Annotated in this window: 19 protein-coding genes; 8 read left to right on the forward strand and 11 right to left on the reverse strand. The window is 73.5% G+C overall.

From position 1 onward, the window contains the following. The first annotated feature begins 16 nt into the window (after positions 1 to 16). On the forward strand, positions 17 to 658 hold the full coding sequence (locus OTB19_RS05205; RefSeq protein ID WP_267796789.1) for a hypothetical protein: 642 nt from the start codon (positions 17 to 19) through the stop codon (positions 656 to 658). A gap of 312 nt (positions 659 to 970) precedes the next feature. On the opposite strand, the gene OTB19_RS05210 is transcribed toward OTB19_RS05205, so the two are convergent. Further along, a complete protein-coding gene (locus OTB19_RS05210) occupies positions 971 to 2,611 on the reverse strand; it encodes a DUF6350 family protein (RefSeq protein ID WP_267796790.1) in 1,641 nt (546 codons plus the stop codon). A gap of 119 nt (positions 2,612 to 2,730) precedes the next feature. Here OTB19_RS05210 and OTB19_RS05215 point away from each other — a divergent pair, with 119 nt between their 5' ends. Continuing rightward, positions 2,731 to 4,548: a helix-turn-helix domain-containing protein gene (locus OTB19_RS05215; RefSeq protein ID WP_267796791.1), complete on the forward strand. Its 1,818-nt coding sequence runs from the start codon at positions 2,731 to 2,733 to the stop codon at positions 4,546 to 4,548. A gap of 82 nt (positions 4,549 to 4,630) precedes the next feature. Here the strand turns inward: OTB19_RS05215 and sucD are convergent, their stop codons facing one another. The 5 genes from sucD to OTB19_RS05240 form a co-directional block, all read right to left on the reverse strand. Next, a complete protein-coding gene (gene sucD, locus OTB19_RS05220; protein ID WP_267796792.1) occupies positions 4,631 to 5,521 on the reverse strand; it encodes a succinate--CoA ligase subunit alpha in 891 nt (296 codons plus the stop codon). A 21-nt stretch (positions 5,522 to 5,542) separates the two neighbouring features. After that, positions 5,543 to 6,736 carry an ADP-forming succinate--CoA ligase subunit beta gene (sucC, locus tag OTB19_RS05225; protein WP_267796793.1) on the reverse strand — a complete coding sequence of 398 codons (1,194 nt, stop codon included), beginning with the start codon at positions 6,734 to 6,736 and terminating at the stop codon, positions 5,543 to 5,545. Positions 6,737 to 7,100: 364 nt separating this feature from the next. Then, positions 7,101 to 8,282, reverse strand: a complete 1,182-nt coding sequence (locus OTB19_RS05230) for a VWA domain-containing protein (protein ID WP_267796794.1) — start codon at positions 8,280 to 8,282, stop codon at positions 7,101 to 7,103. Positions 8,283 to 8,391: 109 nt separating this feature from the next. Further along, positions 8,392 to 10,653 (reverse strand): DUF5682 family protein, encoded by a 2,262-nt coding sequence (locus OTB19_RS05235; protein ID WP_267796795.1) that lies wholly within the window; start codon positions 10,651 to 10,653, stop codon positions 8,392 to 8,394. Continuing rightward, positions 10,650 to 11,756, reverse strand: coding sequence for an ATP-binding protein (locus tag OTB19_RS05240; RefSeq protein WP_267796796.1), 1,107 nt, complete (start codon positions 11,754 to 11,756; stop codon positions 10,650 to 10,652). Before OTB19_RS05240 ends, OTB19_RS05235 begins: the two co-directional genes overlap by 4 nt. A 134-nt stretch (positions 11,757 to 11,890) precedes the next feature. Between OTB19_RS05240 and OTB19_RS05245 the strand changes: the two genes are divergently transcribed. Together OTB19_RS05245 and OTB19_RS05250 are read left to right on the forward strand one after the other, a co-directional pair. Then, positions 11,891 to 13,234, forward strand: coding sequence for an SWIM zinc finger family protein (locus OTB19_RS05245; RefSeq protein WP_267796797.1), 1,344 nt, complete (start codon positions 11,891 to 11,893; stop codon positions 13,232 to 13,234). Between the two features lie 249 nt (positions 13,235 to 13,483). Further along, positions 13,484 to 15,043, forward strand: coding sequence for a DUF5691 domain-containing protein (locus tag OTB19_RS05250; protein ID WP_267796798.1), 1,560 nt, complete (start codon positions 13,484 to 13,486; stop codon positions 15,041 to 15,043). A gap of 394 nt (positions 15,044 to 15,437) precedes the next feature. Here the strand turns inward: OTB19_RS05250 and OTB19_RS05255 are convergent, their stop codons facing one another. Continuing rightward, a complete protein-coding gene (locus OTB19_RS05255) occupies positions 15,438 to 15,842 on the reverse strand; it encodes a cobalamin B12-binding domain-containing protein (RefSeq protein WP_267796830.1) in 405 nt (134 codons plus the stop codon). Between the two features lie 328 nt (positions 15,843 to 16,170). Between OTB19_RS05255 and OTB19_RS05260 the strand changes: the two genes are divergently transcribed. Then, positions 16,171 to 17,100: an esterase/lipase family protein gene (locus tag OTB19_RS05260; protein WP_267796799.1), complete on the forward strand. Its 930-nt coding sequence runs from the start codon at positions 16,171 to 16,173 to the stop codon at positions 17,098 to 17,100. A 391-nt stretch (positions 17,101 to 17,491) separates the two neighbouring features. Then, positions 17,492 to 19,081, forward strand: coding sequence for a peptidoglycan DD-metalloendopeptidase family protein (locus OTB19_RS05265; RefSeq protein WP_267796800.1), 1,590 nt, complete (start codon positions 17,492 to 17,494; stop codon positions 19,079 to 19,081). Positions 19,082 to 19,187: 106 nt separating this feature from the next. On the opposite strand, the gene OTB19_RS05270 is transcribed toward OTB19_RS05265, so the two are convergent. Further along, positions 19,188 to 21,773, reverse strand: coding sequence for an ATP-dependent DNA helicase (locus OTB19_RS05270; RefSeq protein ID WP_267796801.1), 2,586 nt, complete (start codon positions 21,771 to 21,773; stop codon positions 19,188 to 19,190). A gap of 137 nt (positions 21,774 to 21,910) precedes the next feature. After that, positions 21,911 to 22,264: an ArsR/SmtB family transcription factor gene (locus OTB19_RS05275; RefSeq protein ID WP_267796802.1), complete on the reverse strand. Its 354-nt coding sequence runs from the start codon at positions 22,262 to 22,264 to the stop codon at positions 21,911 to 21,913. A 100-nt stretch (positions 22,265 to 22,364) separates the two neighbouring features. Here OTB19_RS05275 and OTB19_RS05280 point away from each other — a divergent pair, with 100 nt between their 5' ends. Both OTB19_RS05280 and OTB19_RS05285 read left to right on the forward strand, forming a co-directional pair. After that, on the forward strand, positions 22,365 to 22,718 hold the full coding sequence (locus tag OTB19_RS05280; protein ID WP_267796803.1) for a hypothetical protein: 354 nt from the start codon (positions 22,365 to 22,367) through the stop codon (positions 22,716 to 22,718). Between the two features lie 98 nt (positions 22,719 to 22,816). Then, on the forward strand, positions 22,817 to 23,893 hold the full coding sequence (locus OTB19_RS05285) for a C40 family peptidase (RefSeq protein ID WP_267796805.1): 1,077 nt from the start codon (positions 22,817 to 22,819) through the stop codon (positions 23,891 to 23,893). A 33-nt stretch (positions 23,894 to 23,926) separates the two neighbouring features. Here OTB19_RS05285 and OTB19_RS05290 read toward each other — a convergent pair whose 3' ends face one another. Together OTB19_RS05290 and OTB19_RS05295 are read right to left on the reverse strand one after the other, a co-directional pair. Next, entirely contained in the window at positions 23,927 to 24,646 is a 720-nt protein-coding gene (locus tag OTB19_RS05290; protein WP_267796806.1) for a LuxR C-terminal-related transcriptional regulator, read from the reverse strand. Further along, positions 24,643 to 25,950 carry an ATP-binding protein gene (locus OTB19_RS05295; RefSeq protein ID WP_267796807.1) on the reverse strand — a complete coding sequence of 436 codons (1,308 nt, stop codon included), beginning with the start codon at positions 25,948 to 25,950 and terminating at the stop codon, positions 24,643 to 24,645. The genes OTB19_RS05290 and OTB19_RS05295 overlap by 4 nt, the downstream gene beginning before the upstream one ends. Positions 25,951 to 26,052 lie beyond the last annotated feature (102 nt).

Consider the following 26,052-nt stretch of genomic DNA (forward strand, 5'->3'; position numbering starts at 1 on the left):
GGAAGTAACGCACTCGATGCCGGACCGCCGTCAGCCCGACCCCTCGACCGACGACAACCCCTTCGCGGCTCCCCCGGAGGGCCGGCCCGACCAGCCGTGGCAGCCGCGCGGCGGCGGCCCCGGCCAGGGTCAGGACCGGGAGCGGGACGCGAACCCCTCCGGCCCCGACGGTCCGGCCCGCTGGGACCCCACCGACCCGATCCAGCGGCGTGCGCGGTACGCCCTGCTGGCGGGCATGTGGGGGTTCTTCTTCGGGATCTTCGGGATCCCGTCGGTGGGGCTCCTGCTCGGCGCGCTGGCCATGTACTGGGGCATCAGCGCCCTGCGCGGCCGCCCGGCCGAGCCGGCCGCGACCGCGTCCCCGGCCGCCGACCCCACCGCGGCGACCCCGACCACCCCGGCGCCGGCCACCACCCCGACCCCCGGCGGCCTCGCGGCCCTCGGCCCGGCGGCCCGCCCCCAGCGCACGGCCGCGATCAGCGGCCTGGTCACGGCGTCGCTGGCACTGCTGCTGGCGATGAGCTCGTACGCCCTGCAACTGGCCTACAAGGACTTCTACGTGTGCCGCGAGGACGCGCTGACGAAGACCGCGGAACTCCAGTGCAACACCCTGCTGCCGGACAACTTCCTGGGCAAGGTCCTCAAGGTCCAACGCTGACCCCACCCCCTGACCACCCCACCGGGGCGGTCAGGGCCCCCACGGCGCACCATCCCGGCCGGGCCGGACCATCCGGCTCCGACGCAGCCACCCCCGCCATCCCAGCCGGGGCGCGCCATCTCAGCCCCGCCGCACCACACCAGCCGCGCCGGCGTTGGAGGCGCCCGGCGCAGCCGGGGTACGCCATCGGCCGGCCCCGGCGACACCATCCCGGCCCCACCGCACCGGCCACCCCCGCCCTCCCAGCCCCGCCGGCGTTTGAGGCGCCCGGCGCAGCCGGGGCCGGCAGCGACGGCGCCGTCACCGCGACGACTACTCCGACGGCTTCCGCGACAGGACACGGGCCCCGGACACCCCGGGAAGCAGCGGTGCGACCCCTTCCGCAACGGCCGCAGGCACCTCCGGCCCGGCCCCCGGCCCCACCGCCACAACCGGCGCCACCACGGGCACCACCGGCGCCACGGGCACCCCCGGCTCCACGGAGACCACCGGCGGAGCCACCGGCACGGGCGGTGACGAGAGCCCCGCCCCCGTCACCGCCACCACCGGCGGAGCCACCGGCGGAGCCACCGGCGGAGCCACCGCCACGGGAACCATCGGCGTGGCCGCCCGCCTCAGCGCCGCCCAGCGCAGTTCCCGTACCCCGGAGTCGTGCCATTCGTCGGCCGCGGACGCGGCCCCCCGCGCAGGCCGCGTCCGCCACGCGTGCACCGCCACGGCCAGCGGCACGGCCAGCCCCAGCGTCCATCCCGTGGCCGCTGCCCCGACCTGCCACCAGACCGGTCCGAAGCTCGCCAGTGCCGCCGCGCCCATCGGTCCGGCCGCCGCCGCCGCGAGTCCGGCCATCGCGAGCCCGCACACCACCGATCCCAGCGCTGCGGTGAGCGCGGTCTCCCCGTACGAGACCTCCCGCGCCCGCCGCACGGCGAACCATCCGACGCCCAGCCCCGCAGCCACCGGCACCGCGACCGCCGCCCAGGTCAGGGGTGTTCCGGAGCCCTCCGGCGGCAGGGCCGCGAGCAGCGGGAACCTCGGCAGCGCCGGCGTTCCCCCGAAGCCGAGCGGTGTCGCGGTCGCGCCGGTGCCCAGCGCGAAGCCGGGCCCGAGCCCGTACGCCGCGCCCCACACCATCGCGTTGGGGATCAGGGTCAGCGCGAGCAGCAGGACCGCGAACCGTCCCGACCACACCCCGGTCAGCGCCAGGAAGGATCCCTGGACCTCCGGCCCGTGCCACGCCAGCGAGGCGCCGACGAGCAGGATGCCCCCGCCCAGGAGCACGAGCGCCCCGGCCGCGCCGGAGCGCAGGGCCAGCGCGTAACGGGGGCGCGCGATTGCCGTTCGTACGCCCCCGACCGCCCATCCCGGCGCCCAGGGCGGGAGCGTCACCGGCGGCCTCCCCCGGGCGTCCCACACTCCGCCGGCGGCGGCCAGTACGGCGACCAGCGGTACGTGCCAGGCCGCGCTCAGCGGATCGGCCGGCATCGGGCCGCCCGCCGCGTACACCGTGGCCATCGCTCCGACGGTCAGATATCCGCAGGTCACGGCCGAGAAGACCACGCTCGGCGGCAGTACCTCGTCGTCCATGGAGCCGTCGCCCGAGGCGCTGCCGAGGCGCGCGGCCCGCCGCATCAACAGCACCGGCAGCGCCACCAGGAGCAGCGGGGTCACTCCGACGGGCGCCGGTACACCGGAAAGAGTGTCGTAGCGGACGAGTTCCGTCCCGTGGGCCAGCAGCCACAGGCCCGCGGCGAGGTGCAGCGCGCCGCCGGGGCCGCTGTCGGGGTAGGGGGAGCTGATCCACAGCACGATCACGAGCACGGCCAGGAAGCCGAGCCCCAGTCCGGCGGCCACCGCGCCGCCCAGCACACAGGCGGCGGCGGCCGGTGAACGGCGCCGCGCGGCGGCCCGCGGGGCAGTCGGCAACAGGGTCCCGCGTTCGGTCACTTGGGTCACCCCGCCATGGTGCCAACGACACGCGCTATGGGCGGGTAACAGGCGAATGTCCGTGGTGTCGCTCAATATACGTTTATGTACTTTTTCGCGCAGGGCTGCCGGGTCGCGGGGAGTGTGGCATGACACAGGACGTCGAGACGGCCTCCGCCACCGGGGAGACCGACCTCCCCTCCCCCAAGGAGCGCCGCAGGCTGCGTGAGACCGCCGAGCTGACGCACGAGGACCTCGCGTCGGCCCTGGGCGTCACCACGAACACGGCGCGCTCCTGGGAGAACGGCCGTACGGGCCCGCGCGGCCGCAAGCGCGAGGCGTACGCCAAGCTGCTCGCCCACCTCGCCGCCGAGCAGGGCGCGACCGCCGACCCCCCGGTCGAACCGAGCGAGCAGGCCGAGCCGACCGAACAGACCGAACCTGCGGCTCCCGCAGCGGCGACGGCCGAGCACCCGACGGCCGAGGCCGCGACCACTATCGCCACCGCGACCGCCGGGGGCGCCGCCCCCGCCGCGCCCCCGGAGGCGGACCCCGGGTCCGACGCGGAAGCGGATACCGAGGCGGGCGCCACGCCCGCATCCGGGGCCGCCCGGCGCATGGCCGGTGCCGTGCGCGCCTTCGCTGCCGGCGGTCAGGGGCGTCCCGCGAACCCCTCGCACCGGCCCAAGGTCGCCGCGAAGCGCGCCGCGAAGCCCCCGGCCTCCTTGGCGCGCCACGAGTCCAAGACCCCGGTGAAATCCGGCTCCGGGGGCGCCGGCCGCGCCGAACCGCCCTACGCCCCCGCGTCGGGGGGCCGGAACCGTCCCGACGCCCCCGCCGAGGACGTCGCGACGGCCCCCGCGAGCCAGGCCGTGGCCGGGGCCGAGGTCGACGGGACGACGACGGGCCAGGCCACCCCGGACACGACCGGAACCGACAGGCCCGAGCCGGAGACGGCCGAGCCCGACACGGCCGAGGCAGGCAAGTCCGAGGACGATCGGGCCGCGGACGAGCGGGCCGAGGGCGAGCGGGCCGAGGGCGAGCGGGCCGAGGGCGAGCGGGCCGAGGGCGAGCGGGCCGAGGGCGAGCGGGCCGAGGAGGACAGGACCGGGAAGGACCCCGCGGACGAGGCGGCCCCGGCCCCGGGCGCCGCCCTCACCCCCGCCCAGGCCTTCGACGCGCTCTACGCGTACGCCGCACCCGCCCTGGCACGCCAGACGTACCTGCTCACCGGCCGCCGCGCCCTCTCCCTGGAGGCCGTCGAGCGGGCGTTCCAGAACGCCTGGGAGCGCTGGCCCGAGGTCGCCACCGACCCGGATCCGGTCGGCTGGGTGCGCGCGACCGCGTACGAGCACGCCCTGTCCCCCTGGCAGCGGCTGCGGCGCGCCCACCGCAACCCCGACCAGGCCCCGGCCGAGCCCGCGGACCGGATCCTGATGGACGCGATGCTGGCGCTGCCCCCCACGCACCGGCGCACGGTGCTGCTCTACGACGGTGTCGGCCTCGACCTGCCCGACACGGCCGCCGAGACGGAGGCCAGCACCCCCACCGCCGGCGTCCGGTTGCTCCACGCGCACGCCGACCTCGCCGACCGGATCCCCGAGTTGGCCGCCGTACCGGCCGAGCGGCACTCCGCCCTGCTGCGCGAGCGCCTGGGCGCGGTACGCCCGCCCGTACGGCTGGACCCGCGCGAGGCGTCCGTCGTGCGCGTGGCGTGCGAGCGCCGGGCCCGGTTGTGGTCCCGCGCCGCGATCGGCCTGACCGCCGTGATCGCGGTGGCGACGGCGTACACGCTGACGACCGCGCCCACCCGGTACGAGCCCCCGGTCTCCCCCGGCGCGAACGTCTCCGGGGTGCCCCCGCACAGCGGTCCGCAGGCGCTCACCGAGCGGAGCAAGGAACTCCACGACACGCTGCGCTTCCACCCGGCCGCCCGACCCGACCGCCTCGCGCCCACGGTGGGGTGACGGCCGGCGCCGACACGTGAAACGGGCGTGGCCCGCGCCCCGAAGGGTGCGGGCCACGCCCGTACACGCGTACAGCCACTGCCTACTGGGCGGCGTTCAGGATCTCGCGCGCCAGCTTGGCGGTCTCGGTCGGCGTCTTGCCGACCTTCACGCCCGCGGCCTCGAGGGCTTCCTTCTTGGCCTGTGCGGTGCCGGAAGAACCGGAGACGATGGCGCCGGCGTGGCCCATGGTCTTGCCCTCGGGAGCGGTGAAGCCCGCGACGTAACCGACGACCGGCTTGGTGACGTTCTTCGCGATGAAGTCCGCCGCACGCTCCTCGGCGTCGCCGCCGATCTCGCCGATCATGACGATCAGGTCGGTGTCGGGGTCCGCCTCGAACGCCGCGAGGGCGTCGATGTGCGTGGTGCCGATGACCGGGTCGCCACCGATGCCGACGGCGGAGGAGAAGCCGATGTCACGGAGTTCGTACATCATCTGGTAGGTCAGCGTGCCGGACTTGGACACGAGACCGATCCGGCCGGGCTTGGTGATGTCGCCCGGGATGATGCCGGCGTTGGACTGGCCGGGGGTGATCAGACCCGGGCAGTTCGGGCCGATGATCCGCGTGGTGTTGCCCTTGGCGGTCGCGTACGCCCAGAAGGCGGCGGAGTCGTGCACCGCGATGCCCTCGGTGATGATGACGGCCAGCGGGATCTCGGCGTCGATGGCCTCGACGACGGCGGCCTTGGCGAAGGCCGGCGGGACGAAGAGGACGGAGACGTTGGCGCCCGTCTTCTCCATCGCCTCGGCGACGGAGCCGAAGACCGGCACCTCGGTGCCGTCGAAGTCGACGGTGGTGCCGGCCTTGCGCGGGTTCACGCCGCCGACGATGTTGGTGCCGTCAGCCAGCATCAACTTGGTGTGCTTCATGCCCGTGGCACCGGTCATGCCCTGGACGATGACCTTGCTGTCCTTGTTGAGGAAGATAGCCATGTGAGTCTGTGACCTCTGCCCTTACTTCGCAGCCGCGAGCTCGGCGGCCTTGTCGGCCGCGCCGTCCATGGTGTCCACGCGCTGCACCAGCGGGTGGTTGGCGTCCGACAGGATCTTGCGACCCAGCTCGGCGTTGTTGCCGTCGAGGCGGACGACGAGCGGCTTGGTGACCGCCTCGCCCTTGTCCGCCAGCAGCTGGAGTGCCTGGACGATGCCGTTGGCGACCTCGTCACACGCGGTGATGCCACCGAAGACGTTGACGAACACGGACTTGACGTCCGGGTCGCCGAGGATGATCTCCAGGCCGTTGGCCATGACGGCGGCGGAGGCGCCACCACCGATGTCCAGGAAGTTGGCGGGCTTGACGCCGCCGCCATTCACCGACGTGTACGCCTCGCCGGCGTACGCGACGACGTCGAGGGTGCTCATGACGAGACCCGCGCCGTTGCCGATGATGCCGACCTCGCCGTCGAGCTTCACGTAGTTGAGGTTCTTCGCCTTGGCGGCGGCCTCCAGCGGGTTCGCGGCAGCGTGGTCCACGAACTCCTCGTGACCCGGCTGGCGGAACTCGGCGTTCTCGTCGAGCGAGACCTTGCCGTCGAGCGCGATGACGTCGCCGTTGGCGACCTTCGCGAGCGGGTTGACCTCGACGAGGAGCGCGTCCTCGGCGATGAAGGTGTCCCACAGGGTCACGAGGACCTCGGCGACCTTCTCGGCGACCTCGGCCGGGAACTTCGCCAGCGCGACGATCTCGCGGGCCTTCTCGATGGTCACGCCTTCGTTGGCGTTGACCGGGACCTTCGCGAGGGCCTCGGGGGTCTTCTCCGCGACCTCCTCGATGTCCATGCCGCCCTGCACCGAGGCCATGGCCAGGAAGGTGCGGTTGGTGCGGTCGAGGAGGTACGAGACGTAGTACTCCTCGAGGATCTCGGGAGCGGTCTCGGCGATCATCACCTTGTGGACCGTGTGGCCCTTGATGTCCATCCCGAGGATGTCCGTCGCCCGGGCCACGGCCTCGTCCGGGGTCGCGGCAAGCTTCACGCCGCCGGCCTTGCCTCGGCCACCGACCTTCACCTGCGCCTTGACGACCGACTTGCCGCCCAGCCGCTCGGTGGCCTCGCGCGCCGCCTCAGGCGTGTCGATCACTTCACCGGCCAGCACCGGTACACCGTGCTTGGCGAAGAGGTCCCTCGCCTGGTACTCGAACAGGTCCACGCGCGTCCGTCCCTTGTCTTCAAAGATTCGCAGTGATTCGCGGTTGTCTGCTATCTGCGTGGGCGTGCCGCGGAGGGCAACGTGACGGCGCTGTCACAAGGAAGGCGCACACGGTGACCGTGGACGCGGCATGTCCGTCCCGCAGGTTATCCCCGTGGGCCGTGGGTCCCTAAATCGCAGATCACACCTGAGCGGTGATACCTGTCACAGATCGCCTGACGGTTGAACTGCGCGTTCGTGTGATCTGCCGATGTGCGGACGCGATGGGCCGGGGATGAGCGGGCGGTGTTCGCCGGGGGTGGACGGCGGGTGGGGCGGACGGTGGACCGCCGGTGTGCCGCCTGACCACCGGCGGTCAGGGGCTTCAGGGGATCGGCAGGGGCCGTTTCTCCAGCGCGGCGGCCATCACGTCCGGGAACAGGTCGGGGGTGCAGGCGAAGGCGGGCGCGCCGAGCGCGGCGAGCGCCGCCGCGTGCTGGTGGTCGTAGGCGGGGGCGCCCTCGTCGGACAGCGCCAACAGGGTCACGAACTCCACTCCGGACGCCTTCATGGACGCGACCCGCTTGAGCATCTCGTCGCGGATGCCGCCCTCGTAGAGGTCGCTGATGAGGACGACGACGGTGTCGGCGGGCCGGGTGATCTTGGACTGGCAGTGGGCGAGGGCGCGGTTGATGTCCGTGCCGCCGCCGAGTTGGGTGCCGAAGAGGACGTCCACCGGATCGGTGAGCCGGTCGGTCAGATCCACGACGGAGGTGTCGAAGACGACGAGGCGGGTGGCGATCGAGCGCATCGAGGCGAGCACCGCGCCGAAGACGGAGGCGTAGACGACGGAGGCGGCCATCGAGCCGGACTGGTCGATGCAGAGGATCACCTCCTTCTTCACGGACCGGGCGGCCCGGCCGTATCCGATCAGTCGCTCGGGGACGATCGTGCGGTGCTCGGGAAGGTAGTTCTTGAGGTTGGCGCGGATCGTCCGGTCCCAGTCGATGTCCTGGTGGCGGGGGCGGCTGATCCGCGCCGAACGGTTCAGGGCGCCCGTGAGCGTGGCCCTGGTGCGGGCCGCCAGCCGCTTCTCCAGTTGCTCGACCACCTTGCGGACCACGGCCCGCGCCGTCTCCCGGGTCGTCTCCGGCATCGCCTTGTTCAGGGAGAGGAGGGTGCCGACCAAGTGGACGTCCGGCTCGACGGCCTCCAGCATCTCCGGCTCCATCAGCAGGGACGCCAGACCGAGCCGCTCGATCGCGTCGCGCTGCATCACCTGGACGACGGAGGCGGGGAAGTACGTCCGGATGTCCCCGAGCCAGCGGGCCACCCGGGGCGCCGACCCGCCGAGACCGGCGGACCGCTCGCCCGGCGGCCTGCCGTCGCCGGCGCCGCCGGTGCTGCCGTACAGGGCGCCGAGCGCGGCGTCCATCGCGGCGTCCCGCCCGGCGAGGGCGCGGCCCGTCCCGTCGCCCTCGCCCCCGCCGAGCACCAACCGCCAGCGGCGCAGCCGCTCCGCGTCCGCCGTGCCGGTGTCCGTGGTGCCGGTCTCCGTTGCCGTCATGTTCCCCGCCCTCTCCATGCCCCTGTCCCCCACTGCCGTCCCGTCCCCCATGTCCCCGTCCCCTACTGCCGTCCCGTTCCCCGCCGCCCCACCCGTCCCGTCGGCGCCGTCATCCCGCCGGAGCCGCGAGGATCAGCCGGACCAGCTCCGCCGCCGCGTCGGCCCGTATCGGGTCCGGCTCGGCGGCGAAGCCCTCGGGGCCCGCACCGGCCCGGCGCCTCCCGGTCCGGTCTCCGGGGCCGCGGCGGACCAGTTCGCCCAGCGTGCGCTTCACGCCCGACTCGTACGCCCCGAACGTCCGGCGCAGCAGGGGCAGGACGTCGATGAACGCCCCTTCCGGCACCGACACCAGCCAGGCGTCGATCAGGCCCAGCAGCCGGTCGTCGTGGATCAGCAGGGTCCCGCCGCCCGCGCCGCCGCCCGCGAAGCCCTCGATCCAGCCCGCCGCGTCGGCCGGGGCGACCGCCGGCGAGAGCGCCAGCCCCATGAGCCGCGCCGTCTCCTCGGGCGGCAACCGCCCGTCGTCGAGCAGCAGTCGTGTGGCGCGGCCGCGTATCGTCCCGGGCACGCCGTCCCGGCCGGCGAGCGTCCGCAGCACCGCCGCCCAGCGCTCCGGCAGGCCGTCCACCTCCAACAGCGCGATCGCACCGTGCACCCCGTCCACGTGCCCGCGCAGTTCGGCCGCGCCGTCGGCGTCCAAGCCCGCCGCGCAGGCGGGCGGCAGGGCCACGCAGATCCGGTCCGCGAGCCCGGCCGCGACCGTGCCGAGGGCTTTGGCGTCGGTGCCGCGCACGTCCCCGTACCGCAGCGAACGGGCGAGCGCGGGCAGTGCCTCGGCGAGCCGCGCCACATCGGTGGCGAGCGCCGCCCGGTCGGCGAGGGCCCGCAGCACGACGGGCAGCGCCTCGGACAGCCCGGCCGACAGGCACCGCTCTGCCAGGGCCGTGACCTCGCCCAACTCCGTTGCCGCGAGCGCGTCGGCCTCGACCTTGGCCGTGGCGGCGCCGACGACGGTGGTGCCCCAGATGCCGGCTTCCGCGACCCGCACGGACAGCTCCGGTTCCCAGCGGAGCCGCCAGGTCTCGCGGAAGGTTCCGGTGCTGCCCCGGGAGGCGGTGGGTGTCCCCCAGTCGATCCCGAGCAGCCGCAGCCGGTGCAGCAGCAGGGACTTGGCCGTGTCGGTGTCCTTGCGGAGGTCGAGTTCCAGGTCCCGTTCCTGCGCCTCGACCTTGAGCCGCAGGCCGCGCTGGTATCGGGTGAGGTCCCGTTGGAGCGGGACGACGGGCGCCGAGTCGGGGACCTCGCCGAGGACGTCCCCGACGACGAGGCGGTCCTCGATCAGCGCGAGGGGGACGTCGGAGCCGTCGCACATCACCGCCCGCACCGCTTCGAGGGTCTCGGCGAGGCCCGGGACGGGGCGTCCCCGCACGACGGCCAGGGTCTCGGCGAGCCGGACCGCCTCGATGACGTGGGCCGGGCCGACCTGCCGGTCCTCGGCCCGCAGCAGCCCGGCGGCCCGGGTCAGCCAGCGTTCGAGGGGCCGGTCCCGGGACTCGAAGAGGTGGGCGTACCAACCGGGTGAGGTGATGCCGGCCCCGTACCCGTCCGCCCGGGCGAGCCGGCGGTGGGTCCAGGGCACCCAGGTGGTCTCCACCTTGACCTTGGGCAGCCCGGTGAGCAGGGCCTTGTCGGCGGCGGCGGTGGTCCTCGCGCGCAGGGCCGGGACGTGCCAGGCGCCGCAGACCACCGCGTAGGCGTCTCCGTACTCCTTGCGGGCGGCGCGCATACGCTGCCGCATGTGGGCCTCGCGCACCCGGTCGGTCGGGTGTCCGCCGTCCCCGTACGCCTCGCGCAGGGCCCCCATGGCCTCGCCGAGGACCTCGAAGGTCGCCCGGGGGTCCCGGACGGCTCCGCTGCCCCGGTGCTCGACGACGTCCTCCCACCAGCGTTCGGGGTCGTCGTACCCGGCGGTCTCGGCGAGCACCGCGAGCGGGTCGATCCGTACGGCGTCGGGGTCGGACGCCTGCGGATCCCGGGGGGCGGCGAGCGTGTGCGCGGCGGGCAGGTCGATGAACCGGACGGGGACGTCGCGTTCCTGTGCCCAGCGCAGGGCGACCCACTCCGGGGAGAACCCGGCGAGCGGCCAGAACGCGGCCCTGCCCGGGTCGTCCGCGGCGTGCGCGAGGAGCGCGACCGGCGGTCTCATCCCCGGCTCCGCGGCCAGGGGCAGCAGGGCGTCGCCCTCGGGTGGTCCCTCGATGAGGACCGCGCGCGGGGTCGCGGCGTCGAGCGCGGCCCGCACCGCGCGGGCGGAGCCCGGCCCGTGGTGCCGGACGCCCAACAGCAGGGGCCCCGCGGCCTCGGGGCTCATGCGGACACCTCCCGGCAGGCGCGGTAGAAGTCCTTCCAGCCGTCGCGTTCGCGGACGACGGTCTCCAGGTACTCCTGCCAGACGACACGGTCGGCGGCCGAGTCGCGGACGACGGCGCCGAGGATGCCGGCGGCCACGTCGGAGGAGCGCAGGACGCCGTCGCCGAAGTGGGCGGCGAGTGCCAGGCCGCCGGTGACGACGGAGATGGCCTCGGCGGTGGAGAGGGTGCCGCTGGGCGACTTGACCTTGGTGCGGCCGTCGCCGGTGATCCCGTCGCGCAGCTCGCGGAAGACGGTGACCACGCGGCGGATCTCCTCCAGTCCCTCGGGCACGGCCGGCAGGTCGAGGGCGCGGCCCATCTGGTCGACGCGGCGGGCGACGATCTCGACCTCGGCCTCGGCGGTGGCGGGCAGCGGGAGGACGACGGTGTTGAAGCGGCGACGGAGGGCGCTGGAGAGCTCGTTGACGCCGCGGTCGCGGTCGTTGGCGGTGGCGATGAGGTTGAAGCCGCCCACGGCCTGCACTTCCTGGCCGAGTTCGGGTATGGGCAGCGTCTTCTCGGACAGGACGGTGATCAGGGTGTCCTGGACGTCGGCGGGGATGCGGGTGAGTTCCTCGACGCGGGCGGTCATGCCGTCGGCCATGGCGCGCATGACGGGGCTGGGGACGAGGGCTTCCCTGCTGGGGCCGTGTGCCAGGAGGCGGGCGTAGTTCCAGCCGTACCGGATGGCCTCCTCGGGGGTGCCCGCGGTGCCCTGGACGAGGAGGGTGGAGTCGCCGCTGACGGCGGCGGCGAGGTGTTCGGACATCCAGGTCTTGGCGGTGCCGGGGACACCGAGGAGGAGCAGGGCGCGGTCGGTGGCGAGCGTGGTGACGGCGACCTCGACGATGCGCCGGGGTCCGACGTACTTGGGTGTGACGACCGTGCCGCCGGGCAGTTCCCCGCCGAGGAGGTACGTCGCGACGGCCCACGGGGAGAGCTTCCAGCGGCTCGGTCGGGGCCGGTCGTCGGCTGCGGCCAAGGCTTTCAGTTCGTGCGCGAAGGCGTCTTCGGCGTGCGGGCGCAGCACGTCGGTACCGGTGCCGTTCTCGGGCATGGTCATGGTCCCCCTCCAATGCTCGGCAGCCGCGTCGGACTGCTGTGACCACGGTGCACCACACCACTGACAACGGCCTTCGCGAAGACGGTTGTTGCAGGTCAGGGCGATTGTCAGTGGGGGTCTCTACGGTGGGACACATGACTGAGCAGGAGGTCCGCTGGACGGCGGAACAGGTACTGGCTCTGGCTCCTGACGACGTGTCGAGAAAGGCGGGGGGAAGGCTGGGAGAGGCGGCTCCGTGGTCGCAGATCGGAGGTTCCGCTTCCGGTTCTCTGTGGGGGTTGTGCAAGGGCAGCGGCAGTCGGCCGTACCGGACGGTCGTGGATCTGACGGGACCCGCGTACAAGTGCTCGTGTCCGAGCCGGAAGTTCCCGTGCAAGCACGCTCTGGGACTGCTGCTGCTCTGGGCAGCGGAAGGGGTGGGGGACCCGGCGCCGGCGCCGGACTGGGCGCAGGAGTGGTTGACCGGGCGGGCGGAGAAGGCCGCGCGGCCGTCCGCCGGGACGGCCGGACCGGTGGACGAGGAGGGGGCGCGCCGGCGGGCCGAACGGAGGGCGGCCCGGGTGGGCGCGGGTGTCGTCGAGTTGGAGCGGCGGCTCGGCGATCTGGTGCACGGCGGTCTGGCCGGGCAGGAACAGGCGGGGTACGCGGGCTGGGAGGAGACCGCGGCCCGGATGGTCGACGCGCAGGCGCCCGGACTGGCTGCGCGGGTGCGGGAGTTGGGGACAATACCCGGTTGCGGCCCCGGCTGGCCCGCCCGGATGCTTGAGGAGTTCGCGCTGCTGCACCTGCTGAACAGGGCCTGGTTGGGGGTGTCCGGGCTGCCGGGGCAGTTGGCCGCGACGACGAGGAGCCGGGTGGGCGTGCCGGTGTCCGCGGAGGGCGAGGTCGTACGGGATCGCTGGCTCGTGCTGGCCCAGTACGACTCGGTTTCCCCGGACGGGCGGCTCACCACCCGCCGGATCTGGCTGCGGGGGCAGGAGAGCGGTCGTCCGGCACTGGTGTTGGACTTCGGTCCGCCGGGGCGGCCTCCGGGGTTGGCGTTGCCGATCGGCCTGGTGTGGGAGGCGGAAGCCCGCTTCCGCCCGGGTTCCGCGGGGTTGCGGGTCGACCTCGGGGAACGTCTCTCGGCGGCGGCGCCGGGCGCCGGGGCGCCGGCCGGGATCGGTACGGCGGCCGCGCTGGAGGCGTACGGGACCGCTCTGCGGGAGGATCCCTGGCTGGAGTCCTGGCCGGTGGTGCTGGGCCCGGTGGTGCCGATACCGGGTGAGGTGGGCTGGCAACTGGCGGACTCGGAGGGGACGTCCGCCCTGCCGGTGCCCCTGTCGGGGTCGGACAGCGGGTCCCGGGCGGGCCTGTGGCGGTTGGCCGCGTTGTCGGGCGGGGGGCCGGTGACGGTGTTCGGCGAGGTCGGCCATCGCGGGTTCACGCCCCTGACGGCCTGGCAGCCGGGATCGGCCGAGCCGATACCGCTGGTCTGACCGGGCCGGGGGGCCCGGGTCGGACCGGCGGGAAGAGCAGGAGGCGACCGACGCGGGGGAGCGTCGGCGCCGGGGAGGGAATGGCGGCGCGGGGGCGCCGCCGTGTGTGAACGAGAAAGCCGGGGGGCTTTGATGGACGACAACCACGCCAGCTGAAGCATGAATTGACACGACAAATCCACATACTGCTCCGGTCCCGTGGAGGGGGCGGGACCGGAGCACGGGGACATTCACGAGGGAGGGGGTCGCATGGACACGGCACACGAGGACTGGGACGAGCTGGTCGGCGCCGCGCTGCTGGGCACGGGTCGGCGCCGGGGCGGCTCGCCGGAAGCCCTGCTGGACGCGGCGGCTGTGCAGACGGTACGGCGCCGGGCCGGGCTGCGGCCGGCCGAGGCGGCCCCGAGACCGGAGCCGGCGGTGCACGATCCGCGGCCCGAGCCGCCGGACGCGGCCCGCCGGCGGCTCGCGCAGCTGCTGGCGGGCCGGACCGCGGCGGGCGGATCCGGCGGGCGGCGGGGGGCCGCCCCGGACCTGACGGAGTTGCTGCCGCAATGGCTGGCGGCGGCCGGACGTCACGGCTACCGCGCGCCGGCGGCGCTCGTACCGGCATTGCTGGACGCGGCCCGGGCCCGGACCGATCTACGGCCACCGGCCCTGGCCCTCGCCGGCGCGCGGGGCCTGTGGCTGGCCCGACTGAACCCGGACTGGCGGTTCGCGCTGCGGGGCGCGGCGGGGGGCGCCGGCGAGCTGCCCGACGCGACGGATCGAGCCGGCGTGGAACTCCTCTGGGAAGAGGGCCTGTTCGCCGAGCGGGTGGCCCTGTTGGGCGCCGTACGGGCTCATGAGCCGGCGGCGGCGACCCGGCTGCTGTCGACCACCTGGGCCACCGAGCGGGCCGAGGACCGGCTGATGTTCCTCGATTCGCTGCGGGTGGGGCTGTCGCCGGCGGACGAGGCGTTTCTGGAGTCGGCGCTGGATGATCGGAGCCGCAACGTCCGGGCGACGGCGGCCGAGCTGCTGTCCGCGCTGACGGGTTCGGCGCTGGCCGGCCGGATGGCGCGGCGGGCACTGGCCTGCGTGGGGCCCGAGGGGGTGGAACCACCGGCCGACTGCGACGCGGGCATGCTCCGGGACGGGGTGGTGAGACGACCGCCGGCCGGACGCGGGGAGCGGGCCTGGTGGCTGGGGCAACTCGTGGAGGCCGCGCCGCTGTCCTGTTGGCGGGAGAGGTTCGGGGGGCTGACCCCGGCGCGGATCGTGGCCTTGCCGGTCGCCGAGGGCTGGGCGGAGGAACTGCACGCGGCCTGGTGCCGGGCGGCCGTGCGCCAGCGTGACCCCGCGTGGTCGAAGGCCCTGCTCGGTTCGGCCTCCGCGCCACCTGCGGCGGGACCGGGTACGGCGTCCCTGGCGGAGCGGGCGAAGCTGCTGTCGATCCTGCCCGACGGGGAACGGGCCGCGTGGGTCGCGGAGTTCGTCCGGGCCCACGGGTTGTCGGAGGCGTTCCAGCTGCTGGGGGTCTGCGTGGTGCCGTGGGCGGGGACGCTGGGGCGGGCGGTGGTCGACGCGTTGGACACCGCACGGGAGGCCGGGAGCTATCCGTGGAGCTTCAGCGGGGTGATGGGTCTGGCCGAGCGCTGCCTGGATCCGGCGGAAGCGGGTCGGCTGGAGGCGCTCACCTCGGCGTCACAGGACCCGCCGGACACGTCGCCGGGAGCCGCCGCCTACTGGGCGGAGGCCTTTCAGCGCCTGGTCGCCACCTTGCGCGTACGCGCGGCCATGCTCGCGGAACTCACCCCGCCCGACTGACTCTCCGGGCCCTCGCCGGACGCCTCTTGGTGACGGCGCAGCGAAACGGGTCAGGCGAAGCCCCGCCGGCCGATCCGCATTCCCTGGCCGGTCGGCGGGCCTGGCGGTCGCCGGCCGGGCAGGACCCGGCGCCTTTCGGAGCGCAGTCGGCCGGGCCGCTCCCCGAGGTCGTGTCCGCCGGGGAGCCGCGAGGGCCCGCTCCCCCGGTCGCACCGGCCGGGGCCGGGGGACCCACGGGGTCCGGCGCCGTGCCGGGCAAGGCGGAGCGGTGCGCCGCGCACGGAACGTACGCGGCGCACCTGGAGACGTGCACGGGCGTCCGGCAACGCGCGGGCAGGCGCGGTGCCGGGTCCGGCACCACCCGAGCGACCCGGCGGACGCCGAAAGGGCCGGCCTAGGCCTGGCGTACGTTGCCGTTGACCCAGTCCACGATCGCCGTCGTGGTGGCGCCGGGGGTGAAGATCTCGGCGACGCCCTTCGCCTTGAGGGGGGCGATGTCGTCCTCCGGGATGATCCCGCCGCCGAAGACCTTGATGTCTTCCGCGTCGCGCTCCTTGAGGAGCTCCAGCACGCGCGCGAACAGCGTGTTGTGCGCGCCCGAGAGGATCGACAGGCCGATCGCGTCGGCGTCTTCCTGGATCGCGGTGTCGACGATCTGCTCGGGGGTTTGGTGGAGGCCCGTGTAGATGACCTCCATGCCCGCGTCCCGCAGCGCACGCGCGATCACCTTGGCGCCGCGGTCGTGGCCGTCGAGACCCGGCTTGGCCACCACCACACGGATCGGACCGGTCACACCCATCGCACTGCCTCCCGAGTGAACGAACGTTAAGTACAGCATCGCGCACGCCGCCGTTTCGCGGTCAACCAGGAGGGGGAAATCACACGTGGGACGCCATTGATTCACCGCACCGAGTCGCCCCGCCACCGCGCCGTCAGCCGCCCGGCGCGGCGGTGGGGCCACCTCGGCATCACGGCCGCGTACCCAGCCACCCACCCAAAAGGCCCAGGGGAGGCCGTTCATGGGGCTGTCGAGCACGCCGCCGTCCCTCCCACTTCCCGGGCCGAGGCCGGTTACGAGTCCCGCTCCGAGGCCCGTCGCGAGCGCCGTTGCGGGGTCCGCGCCGGACGTGGCCCCGGAATCCGCTCCGAACCGCCCGTCCGCGCCGACCCCGTCCCCACGCCCGTCCCCACCCCTGCCGTCATCCCTGTCCTTACCCCTGTCCCTGATCGCCTCCGGGGCCGCCCTGCGCGCCGCCGCGCTGGAGGCCGTGGTGTTCACGGGGCACCTGCTGCTGTATCCCACCGGGGTGCGGGAGGAGCGTCCGGCCGCCAGGCCGGCCGCCGGGGCCTGCGGGCAGCGGCCTCCCGTCCTGCTGCTGCACGGCTTCAACGACAACCGATCGATCTTCGTCCTGCTGCGGCGCGCCCTCGGGGCGGACGGCCTGCGGCGCGTGGAGACGTACAACTACTCCCCCTTCACCCGGGATCTGCGAGCCGCCGCCCGGCATCTCGCCCGTCGCGTCGAGGACCTGTGCGAGCGCAGCGGGCAGGAGCGCGTGGACCTCGTGGGGCACAGCCTCGGTGGGCTGGTCGCGCGGTACTACGTCCAGCGGCTCGGCGGTGATGCCCGGGTGCGGACCCTCGTCACGTTGGGCACCCCGCACGCCGGCACCCGCGTGGCCCCCTTCATGGACGCGCACCCGCTGGTCCGCCAGATGCGACCCGACTCCGACGTGATGGTCGAACTGGCCGCGCCCTCGCCCGGCTGCCGGACCCGGTGCGTGGCGTTCTGGAGCGAGTTCGACGCGATCATGGCGCCGACCGGGACCGCCCGTATCGAGCATCCGGACCTCGACGCGGAGAACGTGCTGGTCACCGGCATCGGACATCTGGCCCTCGCGGTCCACCCCGCGGTGATCGCCGCGGTGCGTCGAGCCCTCGACGACCTCACCACCGCCCACGCGCGAGCCGACGATCGAGCCGGCGACCGAACCACCGACCGCGCGGCCGATCGGACCGCCGACTCGGGACCCGAGGGTCGGAGCCTGGCCGTCTGAAACTCCGGCGAACAAGGTCACGACACACCGGGATCCGGGACGAAACCGGCGGACCGTGAGCACCAACCGCCGGAACTGGTAAGTCCGCTCTGACGCACGGTGACGGCGGGCGTCGCGATCCTCGCGGCGCCCGCCCCACCGGGCGGTTTCGCCGAGGCGGACGACTTGCACATTCCGCCCTTGGAGTCGAACACATTTCGAACTCAAGGCCAAGGCTGCGTCTTTGTGCGACCGAAAGGCGGCCGAATGCCCGGTTCCCGCGATACCGACCTCCGCCGAAGATTGTCGTTGCCTGTGACCGACGGGTACAGTCACGCCACTGCTCTCCTCCGGTGAATCTCGAGTTCACCGGCCACCCAGGCCCCCCACTGCCGAGGCGAAAGAGAAGTTGGTGAACGACCGCCCCCCGTCGGGCCAGTACCCCGAAACCGGGTACGACGGCCTTTCCACCACCAATTTCGCTGGTGACCAGGCCTACGTTTCCTACGAAACGCAGGGTCAGGGCTACAACTACGGTGTATCCGGCACCTACGACGCCTACGGCTCGTACGAGTCCACCGGTACGCACGACGCCACCGCCTGGGCCTCGCAGGAGAGTTACCTGTCGACCGTCCCCACCCAGGGCGCCCCCGAGGACACGACCGGGCAGTGGGACGCGAGCGCCTGGAACTCCGCCGGCTCCGACTCCCAACCGTCGTCCTTCGGTTACGAGTCCGGCGGCGCGGAGCAGACCGGCCAGTGGTCCACTTTCACCGGTTACCCCCAGGGCACCGGCGCGTACGACGCCACCGCGTGGAACGGCGGGGCCGCCACGAACGACCTCACCGGCGCGACGACGGTCACCGCGAGTGTCCAGGACTACCCGTCGCAGCCCGACGGCGGATACGCGTACGGGTACGACACCATGCAGGCCGCCCCCGCCGACTCCCTTTCGTACGAGGCCTCCTACGAGCCCGCGTACGAGGCGACGACCGTCGTCCCGATCACCGTCGCCGATCCTTACCCGAGCGCCGATCCGTACGCGAACAACGACCTGCACGCCGCCGAAACCGCCGTCTTCGAGGCCGTCACCGACGCGCTCCCGGACGACGAGCCGCAACCGCGGGGCGCCGTGCACGACATGCCCACCCAGGCCATGCCCGTGACCCCCCGCGCGGAGAACGAACCGCGGCCCACGCGCCGCGCCGGCGCTCCCGCCAAGGGCGCGGTCAAGAGTTCCGCGAGGGCGGGCGGCAGCAGTCGCCGGCGCACTCCGGCGAAGCGTTCCGCCCTGTTGACGGTGGCCGTTCCCTCCGCCTGCGTGATGGGCGTCGCGGGAGTCGCGGCCGCCTCCGTCGGCGGACTCACCGGCGGTGTGGAGAAGCCCGCCGAGGAACCCGTCACGATGGCGGCACCCGACCCGGCCTCGGTGAAGCCGGTCGCCGCGAACAACAAGCTCGACACGCAGTTGGCCGCGCTCAGCGCCGACGCGGGCGACTTCGCCGACCGGGCGAGCCGTACCCAGGAGCGCATCGACCTTCGCGAACGCCAGTTGGAAGAGAAGAAGAAGCGCGCCGAGGAGGCTGCGGCCAAGGAGGCCGCCCGCCCCAAGTTCGCCGTTCCGGTCGCCCAGCACGGGTTGAGCGCCGGCTTCGGCCAGGCCGGCGGCATGTGGATGTCGGTGCACACCGGCATCGACTTCCCGGTCTCGTACGGCACTCCGGTCATGGCCGCCACCGACGGCACCGTGCGCACCCAGTTCAACAGCGCCTACGGGAACATGGCCATATTGACCTCGCCCGACGGCACCGAGACCTGGTACTGCCACCTCAGCAGCACCAAGATCCGGTCCGGCAAGGTCAAGGCCGGTGAGGTGATCGCCTACTCCGGCAACTCCGGCAACTCCACCGGCCCGCACCTGCACTTCGAGGTCAGGCCCGGCGGCGGCTCCCCGATCGACCCCCAGGCGTGGCTGCGCAGCCACGGCCTGGACCCGAGCTGAGCGAGCCCCCTCCCACCCGGCGAGCGGCCCCCCTCCACAGGCCGCCCCGCCGCGCGCCGTCCGGCGAAGGCCGCCCCCTCGCAGGCGACCCGCCCCGCCGTCCGCGCTAGAGCTTCTGTACCGGCGCGTACCGCAGCAGCAGCCGCTTCGGCTTGTCGTCCCCGAAGTCGATGGTGGCCTGGGCGTCCGCGCCGGCGCCCTTGACCTCCATGACCGTGCCCAGACCGAACTGGTCGTGCGTGACCCGGTCCCCGACCACCAGCGTGATGACGGGCTTGTCGGAGGCGCGCCGCGTGGCGAACCCCGAGGGGCCCGACTTGGTGCGTGACGAGGACAGGAACGACTCCGGCGAGGTCCCGAACGAGTTCCTGGAACCGGAGCCGCCCGAGGAGCCCGAGCCGTAGCCCGAACTGCGCATCGGTCCGGCCGGCTTCTGGGTCGCGCCCGTGCGCTTCCACTGGAGGTACTCGGTCGGGATCTCCTCCAGGAAGCGTGACGGCGGGTTGTACGAGGGCGTGCCCCAGGCGCTGCGCATCGAGGAACGCGTCAGGTAGAGCCGCTCGCGCGCCCGCGTGATGCCGACGTACGCGAGGCGTCGCTCCTCCTCCAGTTCCTTGGTCTGTCCCAGCGCGCGCATGTGCGGGAAGACCCCGTCCTCCATGCCGGTCAGGAAGACCACCGGGAACTCCAGGCCCTTGGCGGTGTGCAGGGTCATCAGGGTGATGACCCCGCTGCCGTCGGTGTCCTCGTCGGGGATCTGGTCGGAGTCCGCGACGAGCGCGACCTGCTCCAGGAACTCCGCCAGCGTGCCGGGACCCGGACCGGCCGCGGGGGCGTCGGCATCAGCGTCGGCGTCGGCACCGCCCTCGCCCTCAGTACCGGCGTCGGCGTCGGCCGCCGGGGTCTGCGGGCCGGCCGCGCGCGCCTGCTCGAACTCCAGCGCCACCGCCGCGAGTTCCTGGAGGTTCTCGATCCGCGTCTCGTCCTGCGGGTCGGTCGAGGCCTGGAGCTCCGCGAGGTAGCCCGTCCGCTCCAGCACCGCTTCCAGCACCACCGCCGGGCCCGCGCCCGACTCCACGATGGTCCGCAGTTCCTCCATCAGCACGTTGAACCGCTTCACGGCGTTGGTCGAGCGCGCGGCCATGCCGAAGGCCTCGTCCACGCGCCGCAGCGCCTGCGGGAACGTGATCTTCTCGCGCATAGCGAGGGCGTCGATCATCGCCTCGGCCCGCTCGCCGATGCCGCGCTTGGGTACGTTCAGGATGCGGCGCAGGGGGACGTTGTCCTCCGGGTTCGCCAGCACGCGCAGGTACGCGAGGACGTCGCGGACCTCCTTGCGCTCGTAGAAGCGGACACCGCCGACGACCTTGTAGGGCAGGCCGACGCGGATGAAGATCTCCTCGAAGACGCGGGACTGCGCGTTCGTGCGGTAGAAGATCGCGACGTCGCCCGCCTTGGCGTCGCCGGCGTCGGTCAGCCGGTCGATCTCGTCGGCGACGAACTGCGCCTCGTCGTGCTCGGTGTCCGAGACGTAGCCGGTGATGACCGCGCCGGTGCCGGCCTCGGTCCACAGGTTCTTCGCCCGGCGGTTCTCGTTGCGCTCGATGACGGCGTTGGCGGCGGACAGGATGGTCTGCGTGGAGCGGTAGTTCTGCTCCAGCAGGATCGTCGTCGCGTCCGCGTAGTCCTCTTCGAACTGGAGGATGTTGCGGATGGTCGCGCCGCGGAAGGCGTAGATCGACTGGTCGGCGTCGCCCACCACGCACAGTTCGGCGGGCGGCAGGTCCGGGTAGCCGGTGCCGACCAGCTCGCGCACCAGGGTGTACTGGGCGTGGTTGGTGTCCTGGTACTCGTCGACGAGGACGTGCCGGAAGCGGCGCCGGTAGTGCTCGGCGACCTCCGGGAACGCCTGGAGCAGGTGCACCGTGGTCATGATGATGTCGTCGAAGTCGAGGGCATTGGCCTCGCGCAGCCGTCCCTGGTACATCGCGTACGCCTGGGCCAGCGTCTTCTCGAACCCGTCCGCCGCCTGGCCCGCGAACGCGTCCTCGTCGATGAGCTCGTTCTTGAGGTTCGAGATCTTGGCGTTGAAGGACTTCGGCGGGAACTTCTTCGGGTCCAGGTCCAGGTCGCGGCAGACGAGCGCCATCAGGCGCTTCGAGTCGGCCGCGTCGTAGATCGAGAACGAGGAGGTGAAGCCGAGGCGCTTCGACTCGCGGCGCAGGATGCGCACGCACGCGCTGTGGAACGTCGAGACCCACATCGCGTTCGCGCGCGGGCCCACCAGGTTCTCGACGCGTTCCTTCATCTCGCCGGCGGCCTTGTTGGTGAAGGTGATCGCCAGGATCTGCCCCGGGTGGACCCCGCGCGCGGCCAGCAGGTGGCCGATGCGGTGGGTCAGGACCCGGGTCTTGCCGGAGCCGGCGCCGGCCACGATGAGCAGCGGGGAACCCGCGTGGACCACGGCGGCGCGCTGCTCGGTGTTGAGCCCGTCCAGGAGCGCCGCCGGGTCGATGACGGGTTTGGGCGCCCCGTCGCGGTAGTGGGAGTCCCCGCTCATGGGTACGTCGAACCGGCCGCCGAAGAGGTCGTCCGCGCCCGTTTCCGGGGCGGCGTGATCCTCGGGCGGCGGCTGGACCTCGTCGGAGGGGGAGAGGTCCGCCAGGAAACTGTCGTCAAAGAGGCTGCTCATCGCCTTCCGAGTTTAGGGGGCCGGACCGACAGCCGGTCCCGGCCCCGAAAAATCGGCGGCATATGCCCGTATCCGGCCCGCCCACACCCGGCCCGCCATGCCCTGCCGGCCCGGCTCCGGGGCCCTTCCGGGGCAGGTCAGCCCAGTACCAGCGCCAGCAGGCCGGGGAAGCGCAGCTCCAGGTCCTCGCGCCGCAGGGCCAGGTAGAGCCGGCGTCCGGCGGGGCGGCGGGTGATCACTCCGCTCTCGTACAGCGTCTTGAGGTGGTGCGTGACGCTGGAGCGCGGCAGGTCGGGGACCACCTCGCCGCAGAACGCCTCCGCGCCGGAGGCGAGCCTGCGCACGATCTCCAGCCGGACGGGGTGACCGAGCGCCGCGAGGACCTCGACGAGTTCCAGCCGGTCGACCTCCGGCCGGTCGGCGTCGGGGTGGTCGACGTGCGGTCGGTCGGCGTCGGGGTGGGGTGGTTCAGCGGCGGGAGTGGCGGCCATGTCCTCACTCTACGCAGGCCCGGACGGGCCTCACCGGGCTGTGCGGCGCCCTGTCGACCTGCCGGATTCGGCTCGGGGGGCGCCCCGTACGCTCGACGGCATGGACGTACTGATCAAGGTCTTCGTCGGCCTGCACATCATCGGGATCGCCTCGCTCCTCGGCGGGTTCCTCACCCAGATGAAGGCCATGGCAGCGGGCACCGCCCGCTTCGTCCCGGCGATGCTGCACGGCGCGCTGACCATGCTCGTGACCGGTGTGCTGCTGGTCGGCTTCCGGGAGATGGACGGCGGCACGATCAACCAGGTGAAGATAGGCGTGAAGCTCGCCGTCCTCTTCGTGATCCTGGCGCTGGTCTACGTGAAGCGGGACGAGGAGCGGGTGGACAAGGCCCTCTTCGGCGCGGTCGGCGGACTGACCATCGCCAATATCTTTATCGCCCTGCTCTGGCACTGACCGGTCAACTGCGGTCGATTCGGGTCATCTCGTCATCGGCCCGTTACCTTCAGGTTTAACGTCCTCCCCCAAGACCAACGGAAGGACGTGACGCCCCCGTGGCAAGTCATCGAAAGCCCAGGCAGCGCCCGCTCTCCGGCCCCGCCGTACGAACGGCGGCCACCACCCTCGCCCTCGCGGGCGCTGCCACCGCCACCACCTTCGAAGGCGTCTCCCAGGCCGAGCCCCGCCAGACTCCCGCCCAGGTCGCGGCGGACGTGGACCGGCTCTACGAGGAGGCCGAGGCGGCGACGGAGCGGTACAACGGGGCGAAGGAGAAGGCCGACGAGGCCGAACGGGAGCTGACCGGCCTGCGTGACGAGGCCGCCCGCCGGACGGACCGGCTCAACACCGCGCGCGGCGCGCTGGGTTCCCTCGCCGCCGGCCAGTACCGCAGCGGGAGCCTGGGGCCCGCGGTCCAGCTGGCGATGGCCGAGGACCCGCAGGAGTACCTGGAGCGGGCCGCGTTCCTGAGCCGGGCCGGTGACCGCACCGCCGCCGAGGTGGCCTCCGTACGGGCGCAGTTGGATCAGGTCGCGAAGGTGCGCGAGAAGGCCTCCGGGCGGCTGGCGGACCTGCGCGGGCGGCGGGACGAGCTCGCCGAGACCAAGGCCCTCGTCGAGGGCAAGCTTGCCGGCGCCAAGCGGCTGTTGGCGAGGCTCACCGCGCAGGAGCGGGCGGCGTACGAGGCCCGCTCGGCGCCGACCACCGCCGCCGCGGCGGCATCGCCGGCGGGCGTGGCGTCACCGGCCGGCCTGCGGACCGCCGCGCCGGCGCCGGCCGACGGTTCGCGCGCCGCGCGGGCCATCGCCTTCGCGCACGGGGCGATCGGCAAGCCGTACGTGTGGGGTGCCACCGGACCGGGTTCGTTCGACTGCTCGGGCCTGACGCAGGCCGCCTGGCGGGCCGCCGGGGTCTCGCTGCCCCGCACCACCTACACCCAGATCAACGCCGGGCGCCGGGTCGCCCGTGACCAACTGGCCCCGGGTGACCTGCTCTTCTTCTACTCCGGGGTGACCCACGTCGGCCTGTACATCGGGAACGGCCAGATGATCCACGCCCCGCGCCCCGGCTCGACGGTCCGGGTGGCCCCCGTGGACTCGATGCCCTGGGCGGGCGCCTCCCGACCCGCGTAGGCCCGGACCCAGCGGCCCGCGGCCCCCTCGGGGTCACACCAGGCGGCGGGCCGTGGCCCAGCGGGTCAGCTCGTGCCGGTTGGAGAGCTGGAGCTTCCTGAGCACCGCCGACACGTGCGACTCGACCGTCTTGACCGAGATGAAGAGCTGCTTGGCGATCTCCTTGTACGCGTACCCGCGCGCGATCAGCCGCAGCACCTCGCGCTCGCGCTGGGTGAGCCGGTCGAGGTCCTCGTCGACGGGCGGCGCGTCCGTGGAGGCGAAGGCGTCGAGCACGAAACCGGCGAGCCGGGGGGAGAACACCGCGTCCCCGTCCTGCACCCGGAAGATCGAGTTCACCAGGTCGGTGCCGGTGATGGTCTTGGTGACGTAGCCGCGCGCCCCGCCGCGGATGACCCCGATGACGTCCTCGGCGGCGTCCGACACCGACAGGGCCAGGAACCGCACCGGGTTCTCGGCGGCCGACATCAGGGGGGCGCAGCGCCGCAGCACCTCGACCCCGCCGCCGCCGGGCAGGTGCACGTCGAGGAGCACCACCTCGGGGCGGGTGGCGGTGATGACGGTGACGGCCTGGTCCACGTCCGCGGCCTCGCCGACGACCTCGACGCCGGTCCGCGCGGTCTCGCCGATCTCGGCCTGTACGCCGGTGCGGAACATCCGGTGGTCGTCGACGAGCACCACCCGGACCCTCCCCGGGCCGGCGTCGGGGGCTCCCCCGGTCGGCGCGCCGGTGTTCGCGTTGTCCTCGGTCATGCTGCGTTCGCCGCCCTCTCCATCTCCAGCTCGACTTCCGTGCCGCCGTCGGGCGCGGACCGCAGCCGCGCGGTCCCGCCGTTGCGCTGCATCCGGCCGATGATCGATTCTCGTACGCCCATCCGGTCGTCCGGTACCGCGTCGATGTCGAATCCGGGGCCGCGGTCCCGAACGGACACGAACACGGTGCGGCCCTCGACCTCCGCGTACACCTGTACCGGTCCGCCCTCGCCACCGTACTTGGCGGCGTTGACCATTGCCTCGCGTGCGGCCTGGATCTGGGCGGCCAGCTTCTCGTCGAGCGGGCAGTCGCCGACGACGACGACCTCGATGGGGACGCCGTGGTGGTCCTCGACCTCGGCGGCGGTCCGCTTCACGGCGTCGGCGAGCGTGGTGGGTTCCTCGGCCTCGTCCTTGCCGGTGCCCTCGGGCTTGTAGAGCCAGTTCCGCAGTTCGCGTTCCTGGGCGCGGGCGAGCCGGCGGACCTCGCCGACGTCCTCGGCGTTGCGTTGGATCAGGGTGAGGGTGTGCAGCACCGAGTCGTGGACGTGGGCGGCGACCTCGGCGCGTTCCTGGGCGCGGATGCGCATCAGGCGTTCCTCGGAGAGGTCCTGGGTCATCCGGATCAGCCAGGGGCCGGCGAGCAGGGCGACGCCGACGAGGACGGCGAGGGTGGCGGTGAGGACGTTGCCCAGTTGGGCGGCGGAGCCCCGTACGACGATGAACACGGTCAGGCCCACGCAGACCAGGGCCACCCCGGCGAGCGCCCTGGCCGCCTGGAGCAGCCGGCCGTGCCGTCCGGCGGCGGCGCTCCAGTGGGCGCGGCGGGCGTTGTCGGCCTGCCGCCAGACCAGCACCACGCCGGCGCCGACGAGCAGCGTGGGCCAGACGTAGCGGCCGTTGGCGCCGCCGACCCGCAGCTGGGAGAAGAAGATGCCGGCGCCCACGCACAGCGCGATCAGCGCGGTGACCTGCCCCCCGTCGGGTTTGCGCAGGCGCCGGCTGCCGTCGGCGAGGGTCTCGAAGTAGGAGCGGTGTCCGGTGCGACCGCCGATGCCGAGCGGTACGAAGACCCAGAACGCGGCGTACAGCAGCACGCCGAGGCCGTCCCCCCACAGGAACAGGCCGAGGAACGCGAGGCGGACCCAGACGACGGGCAGCCCGAGGTGCCCGGCGAGCCCGCGCGCGACCCCGCCGAGCATCCGGCCGTCGGCGCTGCGGTAGAGCTTGCGGTGCGGTGCCTCGGAGCCCGGCGGGGACTCCTGTACGTGCGGGATGCGGGGGGCGGCTGCTGCTGCGGGCATGGCACCGATGGTCACACGGTCGGCGGTCGCGCGGCATCAGGGCAGCCCCCCACTTCGATCGGGGGGATATCAGGGTTGTCCCAGGGTCGGGCCGGATGCCTC

The sequence above is a fragment of the Streptomyces sp. H27-H5 genome, assembly GCF_026627505.1.
Taxonomy (GTDB): domain Bacteria; phylum Actinomycetota; class Actinomycetes; order Streptomycetales; family Streptomycetaceae; genus Streptomyces.

What these genes read in the sequence shown, in the direction of transcription:
- OTB19_RS05250 (WP_267796798.1), top strand. Translation starts at nt 13,484, where the DNA reads ATGGACACGGCACACGAGGACTGGGACGAGCTGGTCGGCGCCGCGCTG.
- sucD (WP_267796792.1), bottom strand. Translation starts at nt 5,521, where the DNA reads ATGGCTATCTTCCTCAACAAGGACAGCAAGGTCATCGTCCAGGGCATG.
- OTB19_RS05280 (WP_267796803.1), top strand. Translation starts at nt 22,365, where the DNA reads ATGGACGTACTGATCAAGGTCTTCGTCGGCCTGCACATCATCGGGATC.
- OTB19_RS05270 (WP_267796801.1), bottom strand. Translation starts at nt 21,773, where the DNA reads ATGAGCAGCCTCTTTGACGACAGTTTCCTGGCGGACCTCTCCCCCTCC.
- OTB19_RS05240 (WP_267796796.1), bottom strand. Translation starts at nt 11,756, where the DNA reads ATGACCATGCCCGAGAACGGCACCGGTACCGACGTGCTGCGCCCGCAC.
- OTB19_RS05295 (WP_267796807.1), bottom strand. Translation starts at nt 25,950, where the DNA reads ATGCCCGCAGCAGCAGCCGCCCCCCGCATCCCGCACGTACAGGAGTCC.
- OTB19_RS05245 (WP_267796797.1), top strand. Translation starts at nt 11,891, where the DNA reads ATGACTGAGCAGGAGGTCCGCTGGACGGCGGAACAGGTACTGGCTCTG.
- OTB19_RS05290 (WP_267796806.1), bottom strand. Translation starts at nt 24,646, where the DNA reads ATGACCGAGGACAACGCGAACACCGGCGCGCCGACCGGGGGAGCCCCC.
- OTB19_RS05275 (WP_267796802.1), bottom strand. Translation starts at nt 22,264, where the DNA reads ATGGCCGCCACTCCCGCCGCTGAACCACCCCACCCCGACGCCGACCGA.
- OTB19_RS05255 (WP_267796830.1), bottom strand. Translation starts at nt 15,842, where the DNA reads ATGGGTGTGACCGGTCCGATCCGTGTGGTGGTGGCCAAGCCGGGTCTC.
- OTB19_RS05215 (WP_267796791.1), top strand. Translation starts at nt 2,731, where the DNA reads ATGACACAGGACGTCGAGACGGCCTCCGCCACCGGGGAGACCGACCTC.
- OTB19_RS05230 (WP_267796794.1), bottom strand. Translation starts at nt 8,282, where the DNA reads ATGACGGCAACGGAGACCGGCACCACGGACACCGGCACGGCGGACGCG.
- OTB19_RS05235 (WP_267796795.1), bottom strand. Translation starts at nt 10,653, where the DNA reads ATGAGCCCCGAGGCCGCGGGGCCCCTGCTGTTGGGCGTCCGGCACCAC.
- OTB19_RS05205 (WP_267796789.1), top strand. Translation starts at nt 17, where the DNA reads ATGCCGGACCGCCGTCAGCCCGACCCCTCGACCGACGACAACCCCTTC.